The organism is Spirosoma endbachense (genome assembly GCF_010233585.1).
In the GTDB taxonomy this organism is placed as follows: domain Bacteria; phylum Bacteroidota; class Bacteroidia; order Cytophagales; family Spirosomataceae; genus Spirosoma; species Spirosoma endbachense.
This window is the reverse complement of sequence record NZ_CP045997.1, coordinates 2,798,636-2,821,334: the sequence shown is the minus strand read 5'-3', so window position 1 is coordinate 2,821,334 and position 22,699 is coordinate 2,798,636. Positions and strand designations below refer to the sequence as shown.

Annotated in this window: 16 protein-coding genes and 1 pseudogene; 12 read left to right on the top strand and 5 right to left on the bottom strand. The window is 48.7% G+C overall.

Going from position 1 to position 22,699, the window contains the following annotated elements; all coding sequences use genetic code 11:
- The first annotated feature begins 120 nt into the window (after positions 1–120).
- The 3 genes and pseudogenes from GJR95_RS11175 to GJR95_RS42780 all read left to right on the top strand — a co-directional run.
- A complete protein-coding gene (locus GJR95_RS11175) occupies positions 121–1,023 on the top strand; it encodes a DUF6588 family protein (RefSeq protein WP_162385938.1) in 903 nt (300 codons plus the stop codon).
- 4 nt (positions 1,024–1,027) lie between these two features.
- On the top strand, positions 1,028–1,618 hold the full coding sequence (locus tag GJR95_RS11170) for a hypothetical protein (protein ID WP_162385937.1): 591 nt from the start codon (positions 1,028–1,030) through the stop codon (positions 1,616–1,618).
- A gap of 87 nt (positions 1,619–1,705) precedes the next feature.
- Positions 1,706–1,924, top strand: a pseudogene (locus GJR95_RS42780) (LCCL domain-containing protein); the annotation flags it as partial.
- Positions 1,925–2,066: 142 nt separating this feature from the next.
- Here GJR95_RS42780 and GJR95_RS11160 read toward each other — a convergent pair.
- Together GJR95_RS11160 and GJR95_RS11155 are read right to left on the bottom strand one after the other, a co-directional pair.
- Positions 2,067–4,529 carry an ABC transporter permease gene (locus tag GJR95_RS11160; protein WP_162385936.1) on the bottom strand — a complete coding sequence of 821 codons (2,463 nt, stop codon included), beginning with the start codon at positions 4,527–4,529 and terminating at the stop codon, positions 2,067–2,069.
- Positions 4,530–4,543: 14 nt separating this feature from the next.
- Positions 4,544–5,575 (bottom strand): hypothetical protein, encoded by a 1,032-nt coding sequence (locus GJR95_RS11155; protein WP_162385935.1) that lies wholly within the window; start codon positions 5,573–5,575, stop codon positions 4,544–4,546.
- A gap of 174 nt (positions 5,576–5,749) precedes the next feature.
- Between GJR95_RS11155 and GJR95_RS11150 the strand changes: the two genes are divergently transcribed.
- Positions 5,750–7,018, top strand: coding sequence for a hypothetical protein (locus GJR95_RS11150; RefSeq protein ID WP_162385934.1), 1,269 nt, complete (start codon positions 5,750–5,752; stop codon positions 7,016–7,018).
- 239 nt (positions 7,019–7,257) lie between these two features.
- Here the strand turns inward: GJR95_RS11150 and glpK are convergent, their stop codons facing one another.
- Positions 7,258–8,757 (bottom strand): glycerol kinase GlpK, encoded by a 1,500-nt coding sequence (glpK, locus tag GJR95_RS11145; protein WP_162385933.1) that lies wholly within the window; start codon positions 8,755–8,757, stop codon positions 7,258–7,260.
- A gap of 199 nt (positions 8,758–8,956) precedes the next feature.
- On the opposite strand from glpK, the gene GJR95_RS11140 reads away from it, so the two are divergent.
- Together GJR95_RS11140 and GJR95_RS11135 are read left to right on the top strand one after the other, a co-directional pair.
- On the top strand, positions 8,957–10,957 hold the full coding sequence (locus GJR95_RS11140) for an OmpA family protein (RefSeq protein ID WP_162385932.1): 2,001 nt from the start codon (positions 8,957–8,959) through the stop codon (positions 10,955–10,957).
- 105 nt (positions 10,958–11,062) lie between these two features.
- On the top strand, positions 11,063–11,869 hold the full coding sequence (locus tag GJR95_RS11135) for a tryptophan-rich sensory protein (protein ID WP_162385931.1): 807 nt from the start codon (positions 11,063–11,065) through the stop codon (positions 11,867–11,869).
- Positions 11,870–11,905: 36 nt separating this feature from the next.
- Here GJR95_RS11135 and GJR95_RS11130 read toward each other — a convergent pair whose 3' ends face one another.
- A complete protein-coding gene (locus tag GJR95_RS11130) occupies positions 11,906–13,327 on the bottom strand; it encodes a T9SS type A sorting domain-containing protein (protein WP_162385930.1) in 1,422 nt (473 codons plus the stop codon).
- Positions 13,328–13,664: 337 nt separating this feature from the next.
- A complete protein-coding gene (locus GJR95_RS11125; protein ID WP_162385929.1) occupies positions 13,665–14,102 on the bottom strand; it encodes a peptidylprolyl isomerase in 438 nt (145 codons plus the stop codon).
- A gap of 172 nt (positions 14,103–14,274) precedes the next feature.
- Between GJR95_RS11125 and GJR95_RS11120 the strand changes: the two genes are divergently transcribed.
- The 6 genes from GJR95_RS11120 (at position 14,275) to GJR95_RS11095 (ending at position 22,636) form a co-directional block, all read left to right on the top strand.
- Entirely contained in the window at positions 14,275–15,195 is a 921-nt protein-coding gene (locus GJR95_RS11120; RefSeq protein WP_162385928.1) for a bifunctional helix-turn-helix transcriptional regulator/GNAT family N-acetyltransferase, read from the top strand.
- A 255-nt stretch (positions 15,196–15,450) separates the two neighbouring features.
- Positions 15,451–16,383 (top strand): helix-turn-helix domain-containing protein, encoded by a 933-nt coding sequence (locus GJR95_RS11115; RefSeq protein WP_162385927.1) that lies wholly within the window; start codon positions 15,451–15,453, stop codon positions 16,381–16,383.
- Positions 16,384–16,552: 169 nt separating this feature from the next.
- Positions 16,553–19,729 (top strand): efflux RND transporter permease subunit, encoded by a 3,177-nt coding sequence (locus GJR95_RS11110; RefSeq protein WP_162385926.1) that lies wholly within the window; start codon positions 16,553–16,555, stop codon positions 19,727–19,729.
- Positions 19,730–19,731: 2 nt separating this feature from the next.
- The gene (locus GJR95_RS11105; protein WP_162385925.1) at positions 19,732–20,055 is read left to right on the top strand and encodes a DUF952 domain-containing protein; all 324 of its coding nucleotides are present in this window, start codon (positions 19,732–19,734) and stop codon (positions 20,053–20,055) included.
- Positions 20,052–21,152: an efflux RND transporter periplasmic adaptor subunit gene (locus tag GJR95_RS11100; RefSeq protein WP_162385924.1), complete on the top strand. Its 1,101-nt coding sequence runs from the start codon at positions 20,052–20,054 to the stop codon at positions 21,150–21,152. Before GJR95_RS11105 ends, GJR95_RS11100 begins: the two co-directional genes overlap by 4 nt.
- The gene (locus tag GJR95_RS11095) at positions 21,149–22,636 is read left to right on the top strand and encodes an efflux transporter outer membrane subunit (protein WP_232541152.1); all 1,488 of its coding nucleotides are present in this window, start codon (positions 21,149–21,151) and stop codon (positions 22,634–22,636) included. The genes GJR95_RS11100 and GJR95_RS11095 overlap by 4 nt, the downstream gene beginning before the upstream one ends.
- Positions 22,637–22,699 lie beyond the last annotated feature (63 nt).

Here is a 22,699-nt window from a genome sequence, read left to right as displayed (position 1 = left end):
GAAAGTTCGGCCTTAAGATACGAAAAATACCCTGCTGAGGGTATTGAGGATGGGGGCTTTCGCTAAGTAATTTTCACCATTGAAACACAACACTCATTCCACACACTTAAGCTGTGATCTATGAAAACATTTTACCGAAGCGGGCTCTATCTATGGCTCTTTTTTACGGCTCAGTTTGGCTATAGCCAGACGCTGAACGACTACTTAAGTGCCTATCAGGGGCCGAATAAGGAGGGTTATCTGCAACCTCTGGCCGATCTGGTAATTTCGGGAATGAATACCGGTCTGCAACCTTCGGTTCAGATCGAGAAACGATTCTACGTCCGATTTAATCTGACAGCACTGGACGCCATGCCAATGGGTTCTCAAAAAACCTTCAGCGCTACTACGGAGGGCAGCTTTACACCCCGGCAAACGGTTACTGTACCAACCATTGTCGGTGATAATGATCCCGTATCGGTGGCTGGCACGAAGGGATTGACTTACGTATTTCCGGGTGGTTATGGGCTGAAACAATTGTTTTGGGCAGTCCCGCAACTAACTATTGGCGGAATTCGGGGTACGGAGCTATCGCTTCGATTGCTCCCCTATGATTTTGGCGGAGATTTTGGCAAGCTGCAAATTCTGGGTGTAAGCCTTCGACACGACGTAGGGCAGTATTTTCTGAAGAATTCACCCCTGACGCTCAATGCAGGCTATGCTTTTAACAAATCGGATATCGGCAACTACATAGCCATACAGAGTCATTACGGCTATGTGCAGGCCGGGGTGAGCAACAAACGGGTGGGCGCTTTTGTGTGGGCGGGCTATCAGACCGGCACCTTCGATGTGCGCTATACCTATATTGAAAATACAACATCGCAATCGGTTACGGCTAATCTAAAAACTAAACAGCCATTTCTGGGCGGTGTTGGGGTACATGCCCAACTCGGATTTTTCTCGCTGGGAGCCGGTGTGGGCGGCCCGTCTCCATTGACTGGCTATGCTACTCTCGGTTTACGATTCGGATCTTCAAAAGAGTAAGACTATGAAAAAAATACTATATGCACTTGTATTGATAAGTATGCTTTGGGGAGGATGTGTCCGATACGACATTCATACGATAAAGAAGGGCACTAAAACCCTGACCTATCGGATTAATTCCACCAATACATTTAGTGAGAAAGCGTATTTTCAGGCATCAACGCTGGTGAGCGGCATTCTTGACAAAGACTACGAAGATGTTCAGATTAAAAGCTTCACCATTAGCTCGATAAAGTTTGATCTGTCGCCTAATACGACGAATAAAGCGTCGTCGGTAGCTGTGGAATCGGTTTATATTACGGGTTTCCGATCAGGCAGACTCACATCGTTCGAGAATTTCAATCTGGATAAAGGGACAAATACGGAGGTAAAAGATTTTTTGGATTCCGCCGGTCTTATTGTCGTTAATCTGGAGGTTACGAACCTGTTAAAAGGACTTAATAAGGATGATCTTCGACTAGATATACAAGGTAATGTTGTTCCGAGGGGGCAATTAGCCTCCTTTACACTCAACGTCCAAATCGATTACTCAGTAGATTTTACCCATTGCGTTGATAGCATCCATCCTTCGTCTGCACCCCGATGTATTATTTAGATTCGGGCCTATAGTATGAATTAACACGACTTACTGAATGTATGTGACCTATTCGGCCATAGGTTCGGTCTGTAATGCGCAACCGTTTGCAGGCATAGCTCCGACAGACATTGGGAAACAGATATTTATACCGATGATTCCTCGATCTATACGGCAGCTGTACATGCTGGCCTGATTTCATACGCCGGTGGAGTGGTCACGGTTGAGATTCGCCCCGGACAGACATCCTACAATGGTAACTCCCGGAATGGTGTCAATAGTAAAAATTATAGCGGTTGGTCCGGAAGTTTCGTTTTTGTTCGGTGAGTTTACGGTGCCAGATGGTATTAGGCCTTTGGCTTCGAGCCGTGCCACGGTTTGAATGCCCATCAGTAATAACCGTGGCACGGCTCGAAGCCAAAGGCCTAGGGATGAACGACAGGACTTTTTGTATACGCATACCTTCTTTTTACTCTTGCCGAATCGAGTTCAGCGGGTTTGTTAAAGCAGCCCGTACCGTTTCGTAGCTGACAACGACGGCCGTCAATAGGACAACCAGAAGGATGCTTAGCAGGAAAATGAATGCATCGATAGGCACGCGATAGGTAAAATCTTCGAGCCATCGGTACATCATGAACCAACCCAACGGCACGGCTATCAGACAGGCAACGGCCAGTAAATTAAGGAAAGGTGTAAACAACAGTCTGAGGATCTGGAGCAGAGAAGCCCCCATCACTTTGCGGATACCGATCTCTTTGGTACGCCGTTCGGCCAGGTACGACGACAGGCCGAATAAGCCCAGGCAGGCAATCAGAATGGACAGCAGAGAAAATGCTTTAAATAAACCCGACATCCGGTTTTCGCCTTCATACATCCGGCCAAACTCCTCGCTCATGAACCAGTGATCGAAGCCAACATCGGGCAGCACCTGCTTCCACTTTTTTTCTACCTCGGCTATCTTTTCCTGAAACTTACCGTTTGGCAATTTTACATACATGATCCGATCTTCGGGGTCAGGTCGGGCGCTGATCGCTAAGGGCGAAATGGTATGATGTATGGATCTATAAGGAAAATCGCGGACAATGCCGATCACGGTTCCTTCCCTCTTCTGATTCGATTCTTCCATGGGCCGTTTTATGGTCAGATGCATGCCCAGCACCTTATCCAGCGGAAGACCCAGCGCTTTGACGGCGCTTTCGTTGAGCAGGTACGCACTGGAATCGGCCGGATTATCCGACCTGAATTTTCGACCCGCAACCAACTCCAGGTTAAAGGCGTTCGGGAGGTCAAAATCGCCTTTCATGCCTGCCCACCGGTGCGGCTGATTACCGAGTTGCGGAAACGTAACATCATGATCCAGCGAGCCAAAATAATCCTGATTCGGTAAGTGATTGGCCAGCGTGACGACCTGTAATTCAGGGTCTTCCAGAATGCGCTGCTTCAGGGAACGGTATTTATCCAGCGAAGCCATACCCGACCATCGAATCGAAAGTAGTTGATCGCCACTCTGGCTTAAGGTCGAGCGATGAATAAAATTCATCTGCTTCATCATAATACCAGTCGAGACAATCAGCAGAATCGTAATGGTGTATTGCAGGACAACCAGACCTTTCCGAAGCCAGTCGGAGCTACGGCTGGTGAACCGGACATTTTTTAATACACTGATAGGCAGCAGGCCCGATAAATACAGCGCGGGATAACTGCCCGAAAGCAGGCCAACCAGCAACGTAGTTCCTAGAGTAACGCCGATCAACTTCCCCTGTGCCAGATGGGCCAGCGTAAAATGCTTCCCCGCAATGACGTTAAACAAGGGCAATAATACGACAACCAACACAAGCGCAGCGAGCAGCGCGATGAACGTAGTGATCAGGGATTCTCCCAAAAATTGCAATACCAACTGACGCCGGTTACTTCCCAGCACTTTCCGTAAGCCAATTTCTTTCGCTCGTCGAACGGCCCGAGCCGTAGCCAGATTCATGTAGTTGATGCTGGCAATGATGATCACGAGCAGGGCCGTTGAGGCAAAAATGTAGAGGTATTTAATATCACCAATCCGGCTGTTGTTATAGCTCGACCGCAGGTCCTGATTGAAATGCACACCTTTTAGCGGAAGAATTACGGGTTCAGTCAAACTGGCGGGATCTTTGGGGAGATTGTCCTGTACGACCTGATTGAACAATTTTTTGATTTTATCGATATCGGCATTGGGCTTAGTATGGAGATAGGTCAGAAACCAGCCCGGCCCGGCTCCCCAGTTTTCCAGCCAGTTTTTGTTGTTGGCCGTCATCATCGAACGCAGCATACCCGTGCTGATCAGGTAATCGGGCTGGATGTGCGAATTACTCGGATAATCGTCAAGAACACCGGTTATTGTCAACGGAACGTATTTATTGTCCGTTGAATAGATATGACTTATTTCGAGCGGTTTACCGACTGGATTCTGATCGCCGAAAAATTGCCGGGCAATCGTTGCGCTAAGCACAATCCCATTTGGTTTCTCAAACACCGTTTTTGGGTTTCCATAGAGCAATGGGAAATGAAAGACATCCTTGAAGTCGGAATTCACCCAGAACACATTCTCCGACAATAGGATTTTATCCGTTTTTCGATCGCGAAACGAGGCTGGATAGCCCATCGAAATGACCTGCGTCCCGCCGATTACATCCGGAAACCGATTCAGAATTGCTTTCTGCCAGGCACCCGCTGCGTAAGCCGATGTGTATTCGTATCCATTTGATTTTCGGTGGGTTCCCAGCACATAGAGGTTATCGGAGTCGGGGTGAAAGCGATCAAAACCCTGTTCGTCAATAATAAACAGGTAAATGAGCGTAACGCTGGCCAGGCCAATGGCCAGGCCCGTAATATTGAGCAGGTTAAATCCTTTCTGGCGACGAAAATTGCGCAGGGCAATGGTTAGGTAATTTCGAAACATGGCAGGTTTAAGGATTATTGCTTTGGTGTTTTAAAAATGCCAGCCTTAAGGTCATAACCAGCAGATTGGGGCAGCAGATTCAGATAATCGGTAGGTAACCCATTGGTCTTTACCTCACTGAACAGGACAGTGCCTGATTTTTTTATCCCCTGTTCAACCTGATTTGTTGCACTGGCCTCAATAGGTCCCTTAGGCCCATAGAACCCCATATAATGGGCATTCCCGGTAATGACTGACGTGGAGAACGAATATTTGGGAGCCGTATTCTCGGGTCTGAGCCAGAAATAAGCGCAATTGGTGACGACGTTGTTGCGGAAGAGGAAGTCTGGCTCGTTCGGGCCAAACCACACCGCAGCTTCATAAGACCCTGAAACAATCGAGTTGGTCAGCGCGAAATCCTTAATCGACTTGAAAAGAAGCAGCGCATTCTTACAACCATAAAAGATGGTATGATCTACATGGGTTCCGCCACCATGCGCCCAAATCGCGCCCTGAATGGGTGCCGAATTCCGTTCGCCGATGAAATAGCACTGGCTTATAGTAAGCCCCTGTAAGGTTTCGACCTCCCGCGTGATGGGATAATAATAGCGGACAGTAGGATTGGCGTTTCCTAAAAACTTGAGACCCTTAAAACTCACGTTGTTTTTTGCCACCAGGAACCCTATCGCATGTACAAACTGATTTACGGAGTTGTCGGGGGAAGTGGACTGAATGACGGGCATTTTCGTCGGTTGCCACTCTGGATCGTCCGGCATAATAGCGGCTTCAAGGCTGTATTGTACCGTATCTGCTGGGAGCCTGCGGGTTTTGATTTCCAGTTGATGCTGAAGCACATACAAGCCGGGGTAAATTTTGATCATTATGGGCTCGGTGCCTGAAAATTCGTGGGTTAGGCCAACGGCTTTTTCTAAACTGGCAAGGGGATCAGTAGCCGTCCCTTTGGCTTCTTCCCTCCCTCGTACGGCATCTACATACAGGGTCTGGGCGTTTATAGAAAAGAGAAAACTTCCCCATAAAGTAATGGTTAAAAAGACTACCTTGTTCATGTTGTTTACCAGGATTTACTCACTGAAAAAGTAAGGATTCGTTAGCAATGGCCTTTTGTACCTTTAGCGAACCAGTGGAAGCGCATCGCTGATCGTAAACCTAACCACACTACTCAATACCTTGCAATTCATTTGCCGATCAAGTTTTTTCAAGTTTTATCACGTTGATTGACAATGCTTTCCGATTCGACCGATTTGCTCCGATGCAAACAGCTTATTGAACAAAAACTCGACTGGGGAGCGAGCGAATCCTGGATAAGTGCCGATTTTGACAATCTCCAGCAACGTATTCTGGATGAGACGGGTGTTTCCTTGAGCGCAAGCACGCTACGACGCATCTGGGGCCGGGTCGATTACCAGCATTTGCCGAGCAATACGACCTTGAATACGCTGGCTCAATTTGCGGGCTATTCGGATTGGCGAGCCTTCATCAAGTCGCAGGCGACTAGTGATTTGCCGCCTGATCCTGTCGGTCAATTGCCGGTTCTACCCGCCAAATCATCCATCAATTGGGTGAAACTTAGCTGGATTGCGGGCCTTGTTTTACTTATTGCCCTGATCGGTATCGTTGCGTTTGAGCAAAAACCGTCTCAATTGAATGTAAACCAGTATAGCTTTAGCAGTAAACCGTTGACCCGAGGAATTCCCAACTCGGTTATTTTTACCTATAATTCCTCGGCATCACCCACCGATTCGGTTTATATTCAACAATCGTGGGACCCGCGTCTACAAACCCTGGTGGATAAAGATGGCCAGACGCATACGTCTATTTATTATGAACCAGGGTATTATCGGGCTAAGCTGATTATCGGTAAGCAGGTTGTGAAAGAACATTCGCTAATCATTCCAACCAATGGCTGGCTTGGCTGCATTGCAACGAAACCGATACCTGTCTACCTGAAGCCGTCTGAGTTTATCGGTCCGGATATGATGAAGCTGCCTGTTGCAGACATTCAGCAGAAAAATGTGGCTTTACAACCTCAGCCTCCGTTGGTCAAGTACGTCAATGTCGGAAACTTTGATCCAATCGCATTGGCCGATTTCTCGTTTACCAGCGATGTGAAAAATGAATATGGAGAGGGAGCTGCGGCCTGCCAACTGGCCTGGATCGTTCTGATAACCAACGATATGCCTGTTACAATGCCCCTTTCTGCCAAGGGTTGTGTATCGGAGCTTACGCTACTCGATGGAACGAATACGATTTCTGGAAAAAAGACGGATTTATCCCGGTTTGGCGTTGATTTTTCAAAATGGGTACATGTATCCTGCAAAAGCGACGGACACAAGCTCTATTATCACATTAATGGAGAATTAGCCTACGAAGCGACCCTCCCCCAAAAGAAGGTGTCTATTGTGGGGGTTGCATATGGTTTTCTGGGTACGGGTGCCGTGAAAGATATTAAACTTCAAACGAGGAATAAGTTAGTATTTCAGGCTTTTTAGCGATTCATAGCGACTATACCTGATTTATTGACGTAGAGGTCAGGTTAATAAACCTGACCTCTACGGGTCGACAAACCGAATCCGGCATCTACGACCAGGTTTTGCGGATCGCTGGCGAACCGTCTCCCTGTGTCGGTTTTGAGAAACCGACATCACCTTACTGACGAATTCAAGCATCAATAGGCCGTAAGTCAATTCTGTTGAAGCCTTAATAAAGCTTATCGACACATTAACAAGGCTCAATCCTCCCAGCCAAATGACCGTTCGACGGCTTTTTGCCAGCCGTGCATGAGTCGTTTTCGCTGGGCGTCGTCCATGTTTGGTTCGTAAGTACGGGCAACTCCCCAGTTCTGACGTAAGTCGTCCAGATTTTTCCAGTAGCCTACGGCCAGTCCGGCTGCGTAGGCAGCGCCAAGAGCGGTTGTTTCGGTCATTTGCGGACAAACAACCGGCCCGTTGAGCACGTCGGACTGGAATTGCATCAGCAGGGAATTGATCACCATGCCACCATCGACACGCAGTGATTTGAGAGAAACACCAGCATCCTGCTCCATTGCCCGCACAACGTCTACGGTCTGGTAAGCCGTTGCCTCCAGAACAGCTCGTGCCAGATGGCCTTTGTTCACAAAGCGCGTTAGTCCAGCTATAACACCCCGCGCATCGGCTTTCCAGTGAGGAGCGTATAGGCCAGAAAAGGCAGGTACGAAATAAGCTCCGCCGTTGTCGTCTACAGAGCGGGCCAGCGATTCGATATCGGTGCTTTTCTTGATAATGCCTAAGTTGTCGCGCAACCACTGCACCAGAGCGCCCGTAATGGCAACACTGCCTTCGAGTGCATAATGAACCGGTTCATCTTTGAACTGGTAAGCCACCGTTGTCAGCAGGCCGTAGGTCGACTCCCGTAGCTCAGTACCTGTGTTCATCAGCAGGAAGCAACCGGTGCCATAGGTGTTTTTGGCCTGACCAGGTTCGTAGCATGTCTGACCAACCAGCGCAGCCTGCTGATCACCAAGGATGCCCGCAACCGGAACACCGGGCAATACCTCTGAGGAGACGGTTCCATACACTTCGCTGCTCGGCCTGATTTGAGGTAACATGGTGCGCGGAACGGTGAAGGTTTCCAGTAATTCATCGTCCCAGTTCAGCGTTCGCAAATTCATCAGTTGCGTTCGGCTGGCATTGGTCACGTCGGTGAGATGCAGACCGCCATGTATGCCCCCTGTCAAATTCCAGACGACGAAGGTATCCATGTTGCCGAAAAGCGCATCGCCCCGTTCGGCATCGTCTCTTAAATCGGGCACATTGTCCAACAGCCACTTCAATTTCAGGCCACTGAAATAAGTGGCCAGTGGCAAACCGGTTTGAGACCGAAAGCGGTCTTGACCTCCTGCTTTGGCAAATTCGATAACCAGATCGGCCGTTCGCATATCCTGCCAGACGATGGCATTGTAGTAGGGTTTGCCCGTCCGGCGATTCCAGACAACGGTCGTTTCGCGCTGGTTTGTGATACCAACGGCTACAATGTCGTGCACGGAGAGTTTCGCCTTGATGCGAGCCAATGCAATGACTTCCAGAGTATTACGCCAGATTTCTTCTGGATCGTGTTCAACCCAGCCAGGTTGTGGATAGATCTGCTTGTGTTCTTTTTGAGCCAGCGATACAATCTGGCCCTGCCGGTCGAACACAATGCAGCGGGTGCTGGTTGTGCCCTGGTCAATGGCGGCTACATAAGTGGGCATAAGGATAGGAATAGTCAAAAACACATAAATGCATTCGGGTCGGCAATTTACTGGTAATGGTTTGTAACTTGCCATTGCGATAGGGCAAGTTTTTCCTTCTTAAACAATCCTCAATAAATACAGATTGTATTCGTTAAAAGTAAGACTCGCCCAAATTTGCCTATCTTGGGCGCGAAAATGCCTTTGCTTCATTATCTATATGAGAATCAATACGTTGTCTGTTTTGCTGGTAGCGCTGGGGTTGGCTACCGGACTGGCGGGCTGCAATTCAGCCATGCAGGCGTACAAAAAAGGCGTTCGTCATTACGACGCTGGGGAGTACAATCTAGCCTTAACTCAATTCGAGAAGGCAGCCAAAGGAAGCATTGATCCGGCCCGATTGAATTACTATGTGGCCGAATCCTATCGCCTGTCGAATCGGTTTGGCGATGCTGTTCCGTTCTATCAGAAAGCCATCGAAGCCAAAACCGCCGAACCCGAAGCCCGCTTCAATTATGCCTACGCATTAAAGTCACAGGGTAACTATCCAGCTGCCTTAGAGCAGTTGCAGCAGTACGTAGCCAATGCACCCAGAACCACTGCTAAACCTATACTCGATAAGGCAAAGCGCGAAATCGAAACGCTGAAGGCCATCGACATAATCGCGAAAAACAAGTCGCTCATTACCCTGAAGAACATGGGTAATCTTAACTCGCCGGGAACGGAATTTGCGCCCGTTGTGCGAGGAGAGGAATTGGTTTATACAGCTTCGAAAAAGGAGCAGGTTTATAAAAACAATGGCTTGCCCATGCTGGGTCTTTATAAAGCCAAGCTAAATCAAAATCCTGATGAGACCGGAAATCTTGTATCGACAGGGCAGCCTGAGTTGTTTAGCAACAACGTATTTCAGGGTGATGTGAATGAAGGAACGCCCGCTTTCTCGAAAGATGGCAAAACCATGATTCTGGCTCGCGGTAATAATGGCAAACGCAAAGGCGGTCAGGATGTTGATCTGTTTATCAGCCGGTTGGGCGACAACAGCACCTGGAGCCAGCCACTTCGGTTGCCCATCAGCGATTCGACTGCCTGGGATGGCTCTCCCGCTTTCTCGGCAGATGGAAAAACGCTCTACTTTGCATCGAACCGGGCTGGCGGAGCCGGAGGTATTGATCTGTATCGAACCAGCATCGACGCTTCGGGCCGATTCAGCCGTCCGGTCAATATGGGTCGTGACATTAATACACCCGGTGATGAGATGTTCCCGTACGTTGGTCAGAACGCCAAATTGTATTTTTCTTCTGACGGGCATCCTGGACTCGGCAAATTAGATGTATTTGTCGCAACGCGTTCGGGCGGAGTTACACGGGTCGAGAACATGGGGCAACCGATCAACTCACCCGCCGACGATTTTGGCCTGATTTATACCGACCCGACTAAAGGGTTTCTGGCATCGAACCGAACAGGTGGCAAGGGTGACGATGACATTTATTTCTTTCAGGAGGGGCCTGCTGCCGATACGACGACTATTGTACAGAACAAACGCAATGGACCTAAAATGGTACGCTACTTCCTGGCTGGAACCGTTTCAGCAAATGAAACCCCTATTGCCCCGCTCGATTCGGCGCGGGTTCGTATTCTGGACGATGCTACGGGGCAACCCATTGCCGAAGTGACAACGGGCCAGCCGGGCACGTTTGGCAAATATCCATTGCAGGAAGGCAAAGACTACACCATACTGGCAGAACGCAAAGGCTATCTGACCCGCCGGGAGCAGTTTACGATGCAGGGCAAGAGTATCCCGGATATTTTCCTGACTAAACCCGAAACCGATACCACATTCAACGTGGCAATTCTGCTCGACAAGGCGACGCTTAACAAAACGTTCGTGCTGGAAAATATTTATTACGATCTCGATAAGTACAACATCCGGCCGGATGCCGCCGAGGAACTCGATAAGCTAGTCACAATTCTGAAGGACAACCCGACGCTAAAGATTGAGTTAAGCTCACATACCGACGTGCGGGCACCGGATGCATACAACATGAAGCTATCGCAGAACCGGGCCAAGTCAGCCGTAGACTATATCGTATCGAAAGGGATCGATGCAAGCCGGATGGTTGCGAAGGGGTACGGCGAAACCCAACTGATTGTTAAAACCGCCAAAACTGAAGAAGAACATCAGCGTAACCGCCGGACGGAGTTTAAGATCCTGGAAATGTAGACGGGTAAGCCTGTCATTCAGTTAAAAGGGTAATTGATAAGCAACGCCATAACAATTTGGCCAGTTTGCCAATTACCCTTTTAACTGTTTAACCATTTACTCGCCATGAACGATAAACTTCGCCAATTTCTCGTCGTTTTCAGCATCATCTCGCTGATTGTGATGAACTACCTATCCAATACAGGCGCGTTTGGAGGGAGAACCAACGCCAATATATCCGATAAATATCACACGATGATTACGCCTGCGGGTTATGCCTTTTCGATCTGGGGAATCATTTTCCTGGGTCTACTGGCATTCGCAATCTTTCAGGCGCTACCTGCACAGCGAACAAATCCGCGCTTTCGGTCAATCGGCGGGTGGGTTATTCTGAATGCGTTCTGCAATGCAATCTGGAGTCCGCTGTTCAACAATGAACGGATTGGCCTGGCCTTGATCGTTATTCTGGTTATGCTGTTCTCGCTGGTTGTTATCGAGCAACAACTCCTTGAACGTCGGCACGAGTCACTGCTACCTACTGACCCCGATGCAACATTGCCTGAATCAGCAGCCTCTCCCGCAGAAACCTGGATAGCCCGTATTCCGTTTTCAATTTACTTCGGCTGGCTGACTGTTGCTACAATCCTTACTGTCGCGGTTTATCTGAAAGCGACGGATTTTAGCCTGATGGGGCTAAGCGAACAAACATGGGCCATCTCGATACTATTCGTTGGACTGCTTGTTGGAGCATTGGTATTTAACCGGTACCGGAGTGTGGCCTATATTCTGGTGTTTGCCTGGGCTTACGTGGCTATTGCCGTGGAGCAGTCAGGAAATGGGCAACTACCGCTAGTGGCCGGGGCTGGGGCAATTGTAGCGGTAGTGCTGGCGATTATAGGATTGATCTCCCGAAAAACTCCCTCGTATAGCTGAGCCGTGGCCATCAGGTTGCCTATTCGATGAATGAGGCTAATTGATCATCAACTTGGTAAAATGACGTTTTCCATTGATGTAGGCTATTATAAAATAGATGCCTGCTGACGGTTGCATTTTGGGCTGTATCAGCAATTCCTGTTTGTTAATACGCGATTGATTGACAGGAATTTCTACACCTAACACATCAACCAGATGCACGTCAGTTGATACAGCTTCATCGATTAGCAGCCTGAATGGAATGCTTTTATTAATTGGGTTAGGGTAAGCCGACAAGCCATTGACCGATGCATTGTTGTCGCGATGAACAGAAATTATGCGTGAAGTTTGTCTAACTCCATCAGTGTCAATCTGGATCAAACGATAGTAGTTATCACCCAAAGCAGGAGTTTCGTCTGTAAATGCATAGGCTTGTCGTTGAGCCGTATTGCCTTTTGATTTTACGCTTCCCAGGCTATTGAAATGCTCTATATCCGTACTATGCTGTATCAAAAAATAGTCGGCATTTTTTTCCCAGGCTGTTTCCCATTCGAGCTTGACCGTGTTCTGCTCAAGGTGGCCTTTCCAGAAGGTTAAACTTACTGGTAATGCGCTGTTTTCAATGCTAAACGTACAAGCTGCACTACTGCTTGGATCTGCAATGTTCATAATAACCAGCCGGGCTGGCAAAGCGCCACAGGGGGTGTAGCCTGTGCCAATTTTGACACCAATGCCTAAGAATCCTTCGTTGCCCGCTGGCGATCGATCATCGTTAAAACCTGAAAAGCCACTGGCATCTACATTCTGGATCAGAACCGTTTCACGGTGCCCCCAGGCTGAGCCCAGATCCTGATAGAGCCAGCTAAAAATGGCCTGTTCCACCACAAATGTTGCTCCACCCCCGCAGGACTGATAAGCATTTTCGGCACGCCCCATTGTATAGTTACCCGATCCATTCCGTTGTAGGCAATTGGCTGGATAAGTAGCTTCGACCCGCTGAAAAGGCGTGCTGCCATCGGCTCCAGTATGACCAAATGTATTGGTTGTAAATAAGTAATCAGCATGCCCTTGTGCGGTATTGTCCAGGGCTGTTTCTATGCCTTCCAATGGCTTGCCCAATACGGGGCCGCTTCCATAGTTAATGCCTGCTCTGGCCTGACGTTCAGCATTTATTAGAAACACAGCCCGCTGATTATCCGTAAAAGCAGCATAGCCTGCTGGTAGTACTAAGGTGCCCAGGGAATTAGCAGCCAGCCCTAGTTGGGTTTCCTCTGTGCGCCGGGCTTTATTGAAAGCCGCTGCAATTTGAGATGTGGAAGAGAAGAAAGCAAAAGGCGCAAAATCGGTCTCCGTCGTAGCGGTTAAAACTACGTCTGCCGTTAAGTTCGCAGGAGCTTGAGCTTTTAGGCTATCTACATACAATTGGAACAATACCACCAGTAGGCAGAGTGAGGGCTTAGGATATAAAAATAACTTCATACAAGTAGGGTTAGATTAACGAAATAAAGGATTGATTCGTGTAATAATCCCTACAAATATATTGTACATTATTTGGTATATAATATACTAATCGATGTATGATGTTTATTTTAGTATAATTTATTTGAACTGAAGTTATTTAGACCTTGGGAAAGCGCAGAGAAGCGATTATTTTTTATCATTTCAACGAGGTTGGAATCCTAAAGAGAGACCCTATTTCATACTATTATCGAAGATGATACCCTGAGCGAAAACCCTAATTGGGCCGGGTAGAAAATAAAAAAAACGCCCTAACAGAGTTCTCTGTTAGGGCGGCTGTGTCAGCAGTCAGAAATCGTTATTCTTCCAGTATGGTGATGCTGTTGATTTTATCGCCCTGGCGAATCTCATCAATCACATCTAATCCTTCCACAACTTTGCCGAAAACGGTATGGTTACGGTCGAGGTGTTGCGTATTCTGGCGATTGTGGCAGATGAAAAACTGCGAACCACCTGTATTCCGCCCACGGTGTGCCATCGATAAAACGCCACGGTCATGATACTGATTATCGCCGGTTAATTCGCAATCAATCGTATAACCAGGCCCGCCAGCGCCAGTACCGGTTGGGTCACCGCCCTGAATCATGAAGTTAGGAATGACTCGATGGAATTTAACACCATCGTAAAATCCTTTTTTAGCAAGCGTGATGAAATTATTAACCGCTTTAGGGGCATCTTTTTCGAAAAATTCGATCAACATTGTTCCCTTGTCGGTATTCATTTGTGCCTTTGGCATGACTAGAATCAATTTTGTTGTGACTGCAAAATTACGATGAATTCTGGTCTTGATGACAAACCTATAAGGTTTCAGAAACCTTATAGGTTTAAATGGGCCGAGCCTTAGTTTAAATTGGTTGACTTTGTCAAGTATTCTGACTAATCTTGCCGTTACATGACTAGTGTTACCTATGGACTCCATTGCCAGCGTTCGGGCTTTTAACCGTTATTACACGAACATTATTGGTATTGTTGATCGTCACGTCCTGAACAGTAACCTTTCACTGGCCGAAGCCAGGGTATTGTTCGAAATCAATAACCAGCCTGACTGTACCCAAACGCACCTGATTGATCAGCTTAACATAGATGCTGGCTACCTCAGCCGGATTATTAAACGTTTTGAGCGGGAGAGCTTTCTCCTGCGTAATCGATCTGCTACTGATGCCAGGACCAGTTACCTGACATTGACAGATACCGGGCAACAGCTGTTTCAAGCCTTGAATCATGCGTCGGAACAGGAGTTAAATACGTTAACGAACCACCTGACCACCAGCCAGCTGGAGCATTTAGTGAGTAGTATGAAAACGATTCAGGCGCTGTTAGATACCCCCGCCGATTTGCCGTCTGTAACCATCCGACATGACCTGCGACCTGGCGATCCCGGATTGATAGTGCAGTATCATGGTGTCTGGTATGCACCCGAATTTGGGTATGATGTAAGCTTTGAAGGCTATGTGGCCAAAACACTGGGCGAGTTTGCCGAGCATTATTCACCCAATAAAGATCGGTTGTGGATCGCCGAAGCAGACGGTAAGTTTATAGGGTCTATTGCCGTTGTGGGTCGCCCTGATCGAGTTGGGCAATTGCGGTGGTTTCTGTTGGATAAGGCATTTCGAGGACAGGGTATTGGCAAACAACTGGTCGACCAGACCCTGGCGTTTTGCCGGGAGCGAGGGTATACCAGCCTCTATTTATGGACAACTGCCGATCAGGTAACGGCCCACCATTTATACAAACGTGTTGGTTTTGTATTAACCGAAGAGCGCGAACCAGTTCAGCTGTGGGGACAAACTATTCAGGAACAACGCTACGAAATGAGCCTACAGTCTTAATGGTTTATAAAGTATGTTTCAGCGATGGTTGATAAATTTATTCTTTGAATAAGTCAATACTTTTGATTCGTTTTTTTAGAATAATGCAACTAAATTGCCTGATAGTAAGTTAAAAACGAAAATCGCTTCGTATCAACTTCTTGATTTTATTCAATTATACTTAGTGCTGTTTTTGATTGGTGAGTAGTATTACTACGTAGGTTTCACTAGTCGCTCGTCATTGCCGTTTCGTGTTTGTATTTTCGCCAGGCTGCCGTGGAAACTCAACCAATTCCCTACTACGATAATCTGCCCGATTTTTTGAAGGCAGTCAAATCGATTGACTCGACAAATCGTTGTTTTGGTATTTTTCCGTTCGAACAATTCGGCGGTCCGGGTGAGGTGATTCCGCCTTTCCGGAGTAGTACGTATGTTGCAGCGTTAGTGACCGAGGGCACTGGCTCGATTCATCTTGATGGCGTTCCCTACCATGTTCAGCCGGGCACCTTGTATTTCCTGCGTCCCTGGACGGTTCGGGCAATCCGTAAGAATGATCAGTGGCACGGCTATGTACTGATGTTTACGTCGGAATACGTGGCCAAACGGTCGGTTCTGTCTGATCCGATGCGGGAGTATCCTTTTTTCCGCAAGGGCGCGCAACCGTTGATTCATATCACGCCGGATGAATCAAACGAATTGCACAATCAATTTGAGTCGATTGATACTGAATTTGGTCACCCAACGCGTTCCAAAGCGGATCGGCTGGATCTGGTGTATCATTTGCTTCAGGCATTGTTTATTAAGAGTCGGCATATATACCGTGAAACGCTCTCAGCCATCGACTATTCGCAGCCTGTGTCTTTAGTTGAGCGGTTTCAGAGTTTGCTACAGATGTATTATTTGCCTGATCCCAATCAGGAAACGCCGATTGTTCTGACCGTACATGAAGCGGCTGATCGACTGCATATCCATCCGCATTATTTGAGCGATATTCTAAAAAAATATACGGGTAAAACGGCGCTTCAGCACATTCGCGAGCGAACAGCATTCGAGGCTCAGAATTTAATTCGAAATACAGATCTGACCGTAGCCGAAATAGGGTACCAGCTCCGTTTCGAAGACCCTTCGAATTTTACCAAATTTTTTAAGAGCATAACCGGCGTAACCCCCCGTGCCTACCGCGAACAACTGTATGCAATAGCAGCATAACGTGCTTTACTGGTAGTTATTCCAGAGCTAATTTTAGGAATCTGCATTTTTTACCAGTGAATCTACCAAACCTACCTGTTTTGGCGATAGGCAAGCATCTAATTTTGACCCATTACTAGATAGAGTTAAAACTTAATTCTGTGAGTACAAATTACTTGCCCGCTTTATCATGTGGATTGTTCGCTTAGCACTTGAAAAAAAATACACCATCGCCGTGATGGCGCTGTTGATTATGATCATGGGCGGGCTATCGGTTACGCAAATGCCAACCGATATTTTTCCCAAGATCAACATTCCGGTCGTATCCGTATTATGGGGCTATACCGGCCTGTCGACCAATGAAATGGAGAAGATGATTACCAACTTCTCCGAGACTTCCATCATCAACAACGTTAGTGATATTCAGCGGCTCGAATCGCAGACGTATAATGGTACGGCTGTTCTGAAAATCTATTTTCAGCCAACAGTAAAAATTGAGGAGGCCATTGCGCAGGTAACGGCCATTTCGCAGACCATTCTGGTTCGGATGCCGCCCGGCACGCAGCCGCCACTCATTGTGCGCTATAATGCCACCGATGTACCGGTACTGCAATTAGGATTATCGTCGGACAGTTTGACCGAACCTCAGATAACGGACTATGCCCAGACCCGCGTTCGCCCCCAGATTTCGACCGTTCCGGGCAGCCGGTTATCGCAGGCATTTGGTGGTAAAACCCGCCAGATCATGGTCGATCTGGAGCCCGATCAGCTGGTTGCCTATAACGTAACGCCCGAAGAAGTCCTGAGTGCCGTTGCCAATCAGAACCTGACACTGCCGGGTGGTTCGCTCCGGTTGGGTGAGCGCGAATACAATGTCCGCCTGAATTCAAAGCCGGACGTCATCACGACCTTAAACGATGTACCCATCAAGGTAGTGGGTGGTTCAACCGTTCACATGCGCGATGTGGCCAATGTGCACGATGGAGCCGCTGTGCAGGCGAATATCGTCAAGCAGGACGGCAGTAAAGGGGTGTTGATGAGTATCGTTAAGACAGGTAATGCATCAACCACGGAGATCGTCGATAAGATTCGTAACCAGATTTTGCCCACTGTTCGTGCTGCGGCCCCGTCGAACCTCCGGATTCAGGAACTGTTCGATCAGTCGGTATTCGTGCGGGCATCGATCAAAGGTGTGTTGGTTGAAGGTTTGATCGCGGCTCTGCTTACGGCGGCTATGATTCTCTTGTTTTTGGGGAGCTGGCGCAGTACGCTGATTGTTGCCATCTCCATTCCGTTGTCAATACTGGCGTCACTGATTACGCTCTACTTACTGGGCGAAACCCTGAATATTCAGACGCTGGGCGGCCTGGCACTTGCAATCGGTATTCTGGTCGATGATGCCACTGTAACGATCGAGAACATTCACCGGAACGAGGAATTAGGCATGCCCTTGCGGCAGGCAATTCTGGAAGGTGCCCAGCAGATTGCCACGCCAACGCTTGTTTCTACCCTAACGATCTGTATCGTATTTACGTCGGTACTTTTTCTGGAAGGCCCGGCCCGATTCCTGTTTGGACCGCTGGCCGAAGCCGTCGTATTCGCCATGCTGGCATCGTACCTGCTTTCGCGGACACTCGTTCCGGCGCTGGCTGACCTGATGTTACGCGGAGAATCGCACGGAGCAGGCGGCTCGGAACACGGAACCACGCAACGGACATCGTTCTTTGGTCAACTATATAAAGGATTCAATGCCGGATTTGACCGCTTTCAGACTCGTTATATAAGTGCGCTGGAATGGGTGCTCAATCACCGTCGGGCGGTATTGGCATTATTCGTCGCTATTGTGGCATTTACGGTTGTGTTGGTGCCATTTGTTGGCCGTGATTTCTTCCCACGAGTCGATGCCGGGCAAATTAAACTGCATTTGCGGGCACCGGCCGGTACACGACTCGAAACGGCTGAACAGGTCGCTGCACAAACGGCTGAAATTGTTCGGGAGGTTATTCCGGAAGATGAAGTTGGGTCGATTATCAGCAACATTGGTCTGACCTCAGAACGCTATAACTTTATCTTCACCGATAATTCGTCGGTAGGGTCGTCGGATGCAGAGCTTCTTATTTCGCTCAACGAAGAGCGATCGCACCCAACCGATGACTATGTGCGGGAGTTGCGGGCGCGTTTGCGGGAGGAAATGCCTGATGTTACCTATTTCTTCCTGCCTGCCGATATTGTTAGCCAGATCCTGAATTTTGGCTTGACGTCGGCTATCGACGTGCAGGTTTCGGGTTTCGATCGGGCTAATAATCTTAAAGTAGCCCGCGAAATGCGGGATAAAATTGCTCAGATTCCCGGCGCAGTCGATGTGCATTTGCATCAGGTGCTGGATGCGCCCGAACTATTTCTGGATGTTGACCGCGAACGGGCCGGGCAGTTTGGCCTGACGGAGCAGCGTATTGCGTCGAACCTGAACATCTCGCTCAGCGGTACAGGTCAGACGCGCCCCAACTTCTGGCCCGATCCGAATACTGGATTCCCGTATCTGATTGCTGTACAGACGCCACCTTATAAGCTCGATTCGTACGAAAAATTGCTGCGGACGCCAATTGTACCGGGTCAGGTAACGCCCCAGCTACTGAGCAATGTTACATCGGTGAAACGGACAGTGGCACCCGTCATTATCAATCGAGTGAACACCCAGCCGAGTTATGATGTCTATGCATCCGTTGAAAAAACGGATTTGGGGTCGGTGGCGAAAGCATTGGAAACACTCACGGCAGAGTATAAAACCCAGCTCAAGCCGGGTAACGTGATCACGCTTCGCGGGCAGGTCGAAAGTATGGAAAGTGCATTCAGCCGACTTGGATTAGGTATCGTGTTCGCGGCTTTGTTTGTATACCTGCTTATGGTTGTCAACTTCCAGTCGTTCCGGTATCCATTCATTATCATCACCGCTTTGCCGGGTGCTTTGTGCGGCATGGTCTGGATGCTTTTCCTGACCGGAACAACCTTCAGTATCCCGTCGTTGATGGGAGCCATCATGAGTGTGGGTGTTGCAACGGCCAATAGTATTCTACTGGTTAGCTTTGCAAAAGATCACTTACCTGAGGTTGCTGGGAATGCCTACGAAGCGGCTCTTGAAGCAGGTCGGACGCGGCTTCGGCCGATTTTGATGACGGCTATTGCCATGATTATCGGGATGTTACCCATGTCACTTGGCTTGGGTGAAGGGGGTGAGCAAAACGCTCCACTTGGCCGGGCGGTTATTGGCGGATTGATTCTGGCAACCTTCACAACCTTGTTGTTTGTTCCGGTTGTGTTTAGCTATCTGGCTCGTAAAACAACAAAGCCCCAACCTTCTGAAGCGTAACAATGGACTTGATTTATCATATCGTTTCAGCGTCGGTCTGGGCGAACTACGAAACAGAATTGATTTATGAAGCCGACAGTTTAGGGACTGAAGGCTTCATTCATCTGTCTACAAAAGAGCAGGTGCCGGGTGTGCTGGAGCGGTATTATCAGAACATACCTGATTTATTGCTGCTCCATGTCGATCCGGCGCAGTTGCTCCATGAGTTAATCTATGAGGTTTCGACCAACAACGAACGTTTTCCGCATCTCTATGGCCCACTTAACAAAGATGCCGTTATGACCGTAGAACGTTTGAACCAATTGCCTATCAATCAACCTGTATGAAAGCGTTACGAGTTATCATTCCCCTGTTGCTACTGATCGCGCTGTTTGTGTTTGCGGGTGTATTGCCGCGCATAAAGAACAGCCAGGAGCTGAAAGCTGCGGCCACTGAAGAACGAAATCGTGAACCGATTGTAAACGTCGTGTCGCTCAAACACTCGTCTGACACGACCGGTTTGACGTTGCCCGGACAGATTCAGCCCTATCGTCAGACACCCCTTTATGCCCGAACACAGGGTTTTTTGCGTCGCTGGTATGTCGATATCGGTGCGCAGGTAAAGCAAGGTCAGGTTCTGGCAACGATCGATGCGCCTGAGCTTGATCAGGATATTGTTCGGGCCAAAGCCGACCAGCAACTTGCACAAACGAATCTGGAACGCTTACAGAGCGTTCAGTTGCCGGGCGCAGTTGCGAAGCAGGATGTCGATACCCGTCAGTCGGCCGTTGCTGTAGCACAGGCAACCCTGGGTCGCTTGCAGGCCCTGAAAGATTTACAGCAGGTGCGTGCTCCATTCAGTGGTGTCATTACGGCCCGGACGGCTGAAAATGGGACACTAGTGTCGCCAGGCACAGGACAACCACTTTTTACGATCTCCGAATTAGGTACGTTGCGGGTTTTCGTCGATGTACCACAAACCTATTATCAGTCTGTGAAGGTTGGTATGCCGGCAACGGTTGTCATACCAGAGTTGAAAAATCGAACATTTCTGGGAAAAGTTGTCCGAACATCGGGCACGTTGCGCAGCGATTCGCGAACTTTGCTGGCTGAAGTAGCGATTCCGAATCCGAAGCAGGAATTACCATCGGGATTATACAGTCAGGTGCGATTTGATATGATTGCCGCCAGCTCGCCCGTTCTGATTCCGGCGAATGCGTTGCAGATGACTTCGGACGGTCCACGGGTTGTGGTTGTCGAGTCGGATCAGCGCGTACGATTTGTGCCGATTACACTTGGTCGCGATTACGGAACAACGCTCGAAGCATCGAGTGGTCTGACTGGTCAGGAACGTGTCGTAACCAATCCTAATGATCGGCTCCGCGATGGCCAGAAAGTCCGCTTCCGCAAACCAGTTGCTGAAAAAACTGTAGCCCAACGATGAATAAAAGTATAATGTATAGTTTTTTGCGGTCGGTACTCCGATTTGTTGCCGTTGTCACTCCGATTTATTGTTATACAGCAAAGGCTCAAACAGCACCCCTTAACGCGCCGGGAGGGTCGGTAACCGTGCAACCGGGTTCGGCTCCAACGGGAACGGCTGCTCCTGCCATGTCGTCCGTTACGGCACCAGATCCTAATGCGCCGGTGCCCGCCTTGACAATTAGCGGCTTCAAGCGGTTTGGTGATCCTATGCTTGAGTCGCTTATTCAACTGGGTTTGGAAAATAGTCCGAATTTAAAGGCGGCTTTAAGTCGTTTGGAAGAGTCGCGGATTCGGGTTAAAGTGGCGCAATCATTTTTGTCGCCATCTCTACGGAGTTCATTGCTCGCTACAACCCAGAGTCTATCCGAACATCGTCCTCTTTCGGTTGCAACGGCGGCACCCGATCAGGTTCCTCGTTTTCAGTTGAATACGCTCCAGCTGCTACCGATCGATGCCAGCTATGAACTGGATTTGTTTAAGCGGATTCGAAGCAGTATTGCCGTCGCTGACTTGCAGGCGCAGGCCAGCGATGCCGATTATCAGTCGTTCCGGCTCACGCTGGCTTCCGATATTGCCCGCACGTATATGCTTATTCGGGGAAACGATGCTGAGCAGGCTGTTTTTCGCCGGAATATTCAGTCTCGCGATACAACGCTGTCTATCATCCGTGAACGATTTCGGGTTGGGCTGATCAATCAGATCGATGTACAACGGGCCGAAACGGATTATGCGACGCTGCAAGTGACGCTTAAAGGACTCGAACGAGCACGTACTGAGCTGGTCAATGGTCTGGCCCAATTGTGTGCTCAGGACCCTACGCAGTTTTCGATACCAGCCGGAACGTTGCCCGCAACAGTGCCAACCTATCCGTATGCGGCTGTTCAGGTTGATCAGCTACAGCGCCGTCCGGATCTGTTGCAGTTTACACGGCAGAATCAGATTGCCGCTGCTCAGGTTACTCTTCAGCAGGCCAGTACATTGCCAAGGGTAACGCTGGTTGGATCAGGTGGGGTGCTGTCGGGTCGACTTGGGCCATGGTTTACACCGAGCAGTGCAACATATATTGTTGGTGTCAACGCATCGGTTCCGTTGTATGAAGGCCACCGGGCACGTCAGAATATCCTCCTTTCCAAACAGCTCACGCAGACCAGCCAGCAGACCTATTTGCAGGCATTGCAGCTGGCGCAGCGTGATGCCGAAACGGCTTTGGATAATTTAACCCTCTTACGGCAACAAATAGATTTGCAGGGGCAAACACTGACACTGGCCCGCCGAACAGAACAATACAATCGTGAATTATATGTTCGTGGACTGGCAACTTATCTGGAAGTTCTGGATGCACAACGGACAATTTTAACGACTGAGCAACAACTGGTCCAGCTTAGAAGCCAGGAAACCCAATATGCCGTAGCGCTGCTAAGAGCTGTGGGTGGTGACTGGTAGTTAAGGTATTTTTTATTTAAGTAACATAAATAATCGAATAGATGGCGGAGTTCGCTATTTGTT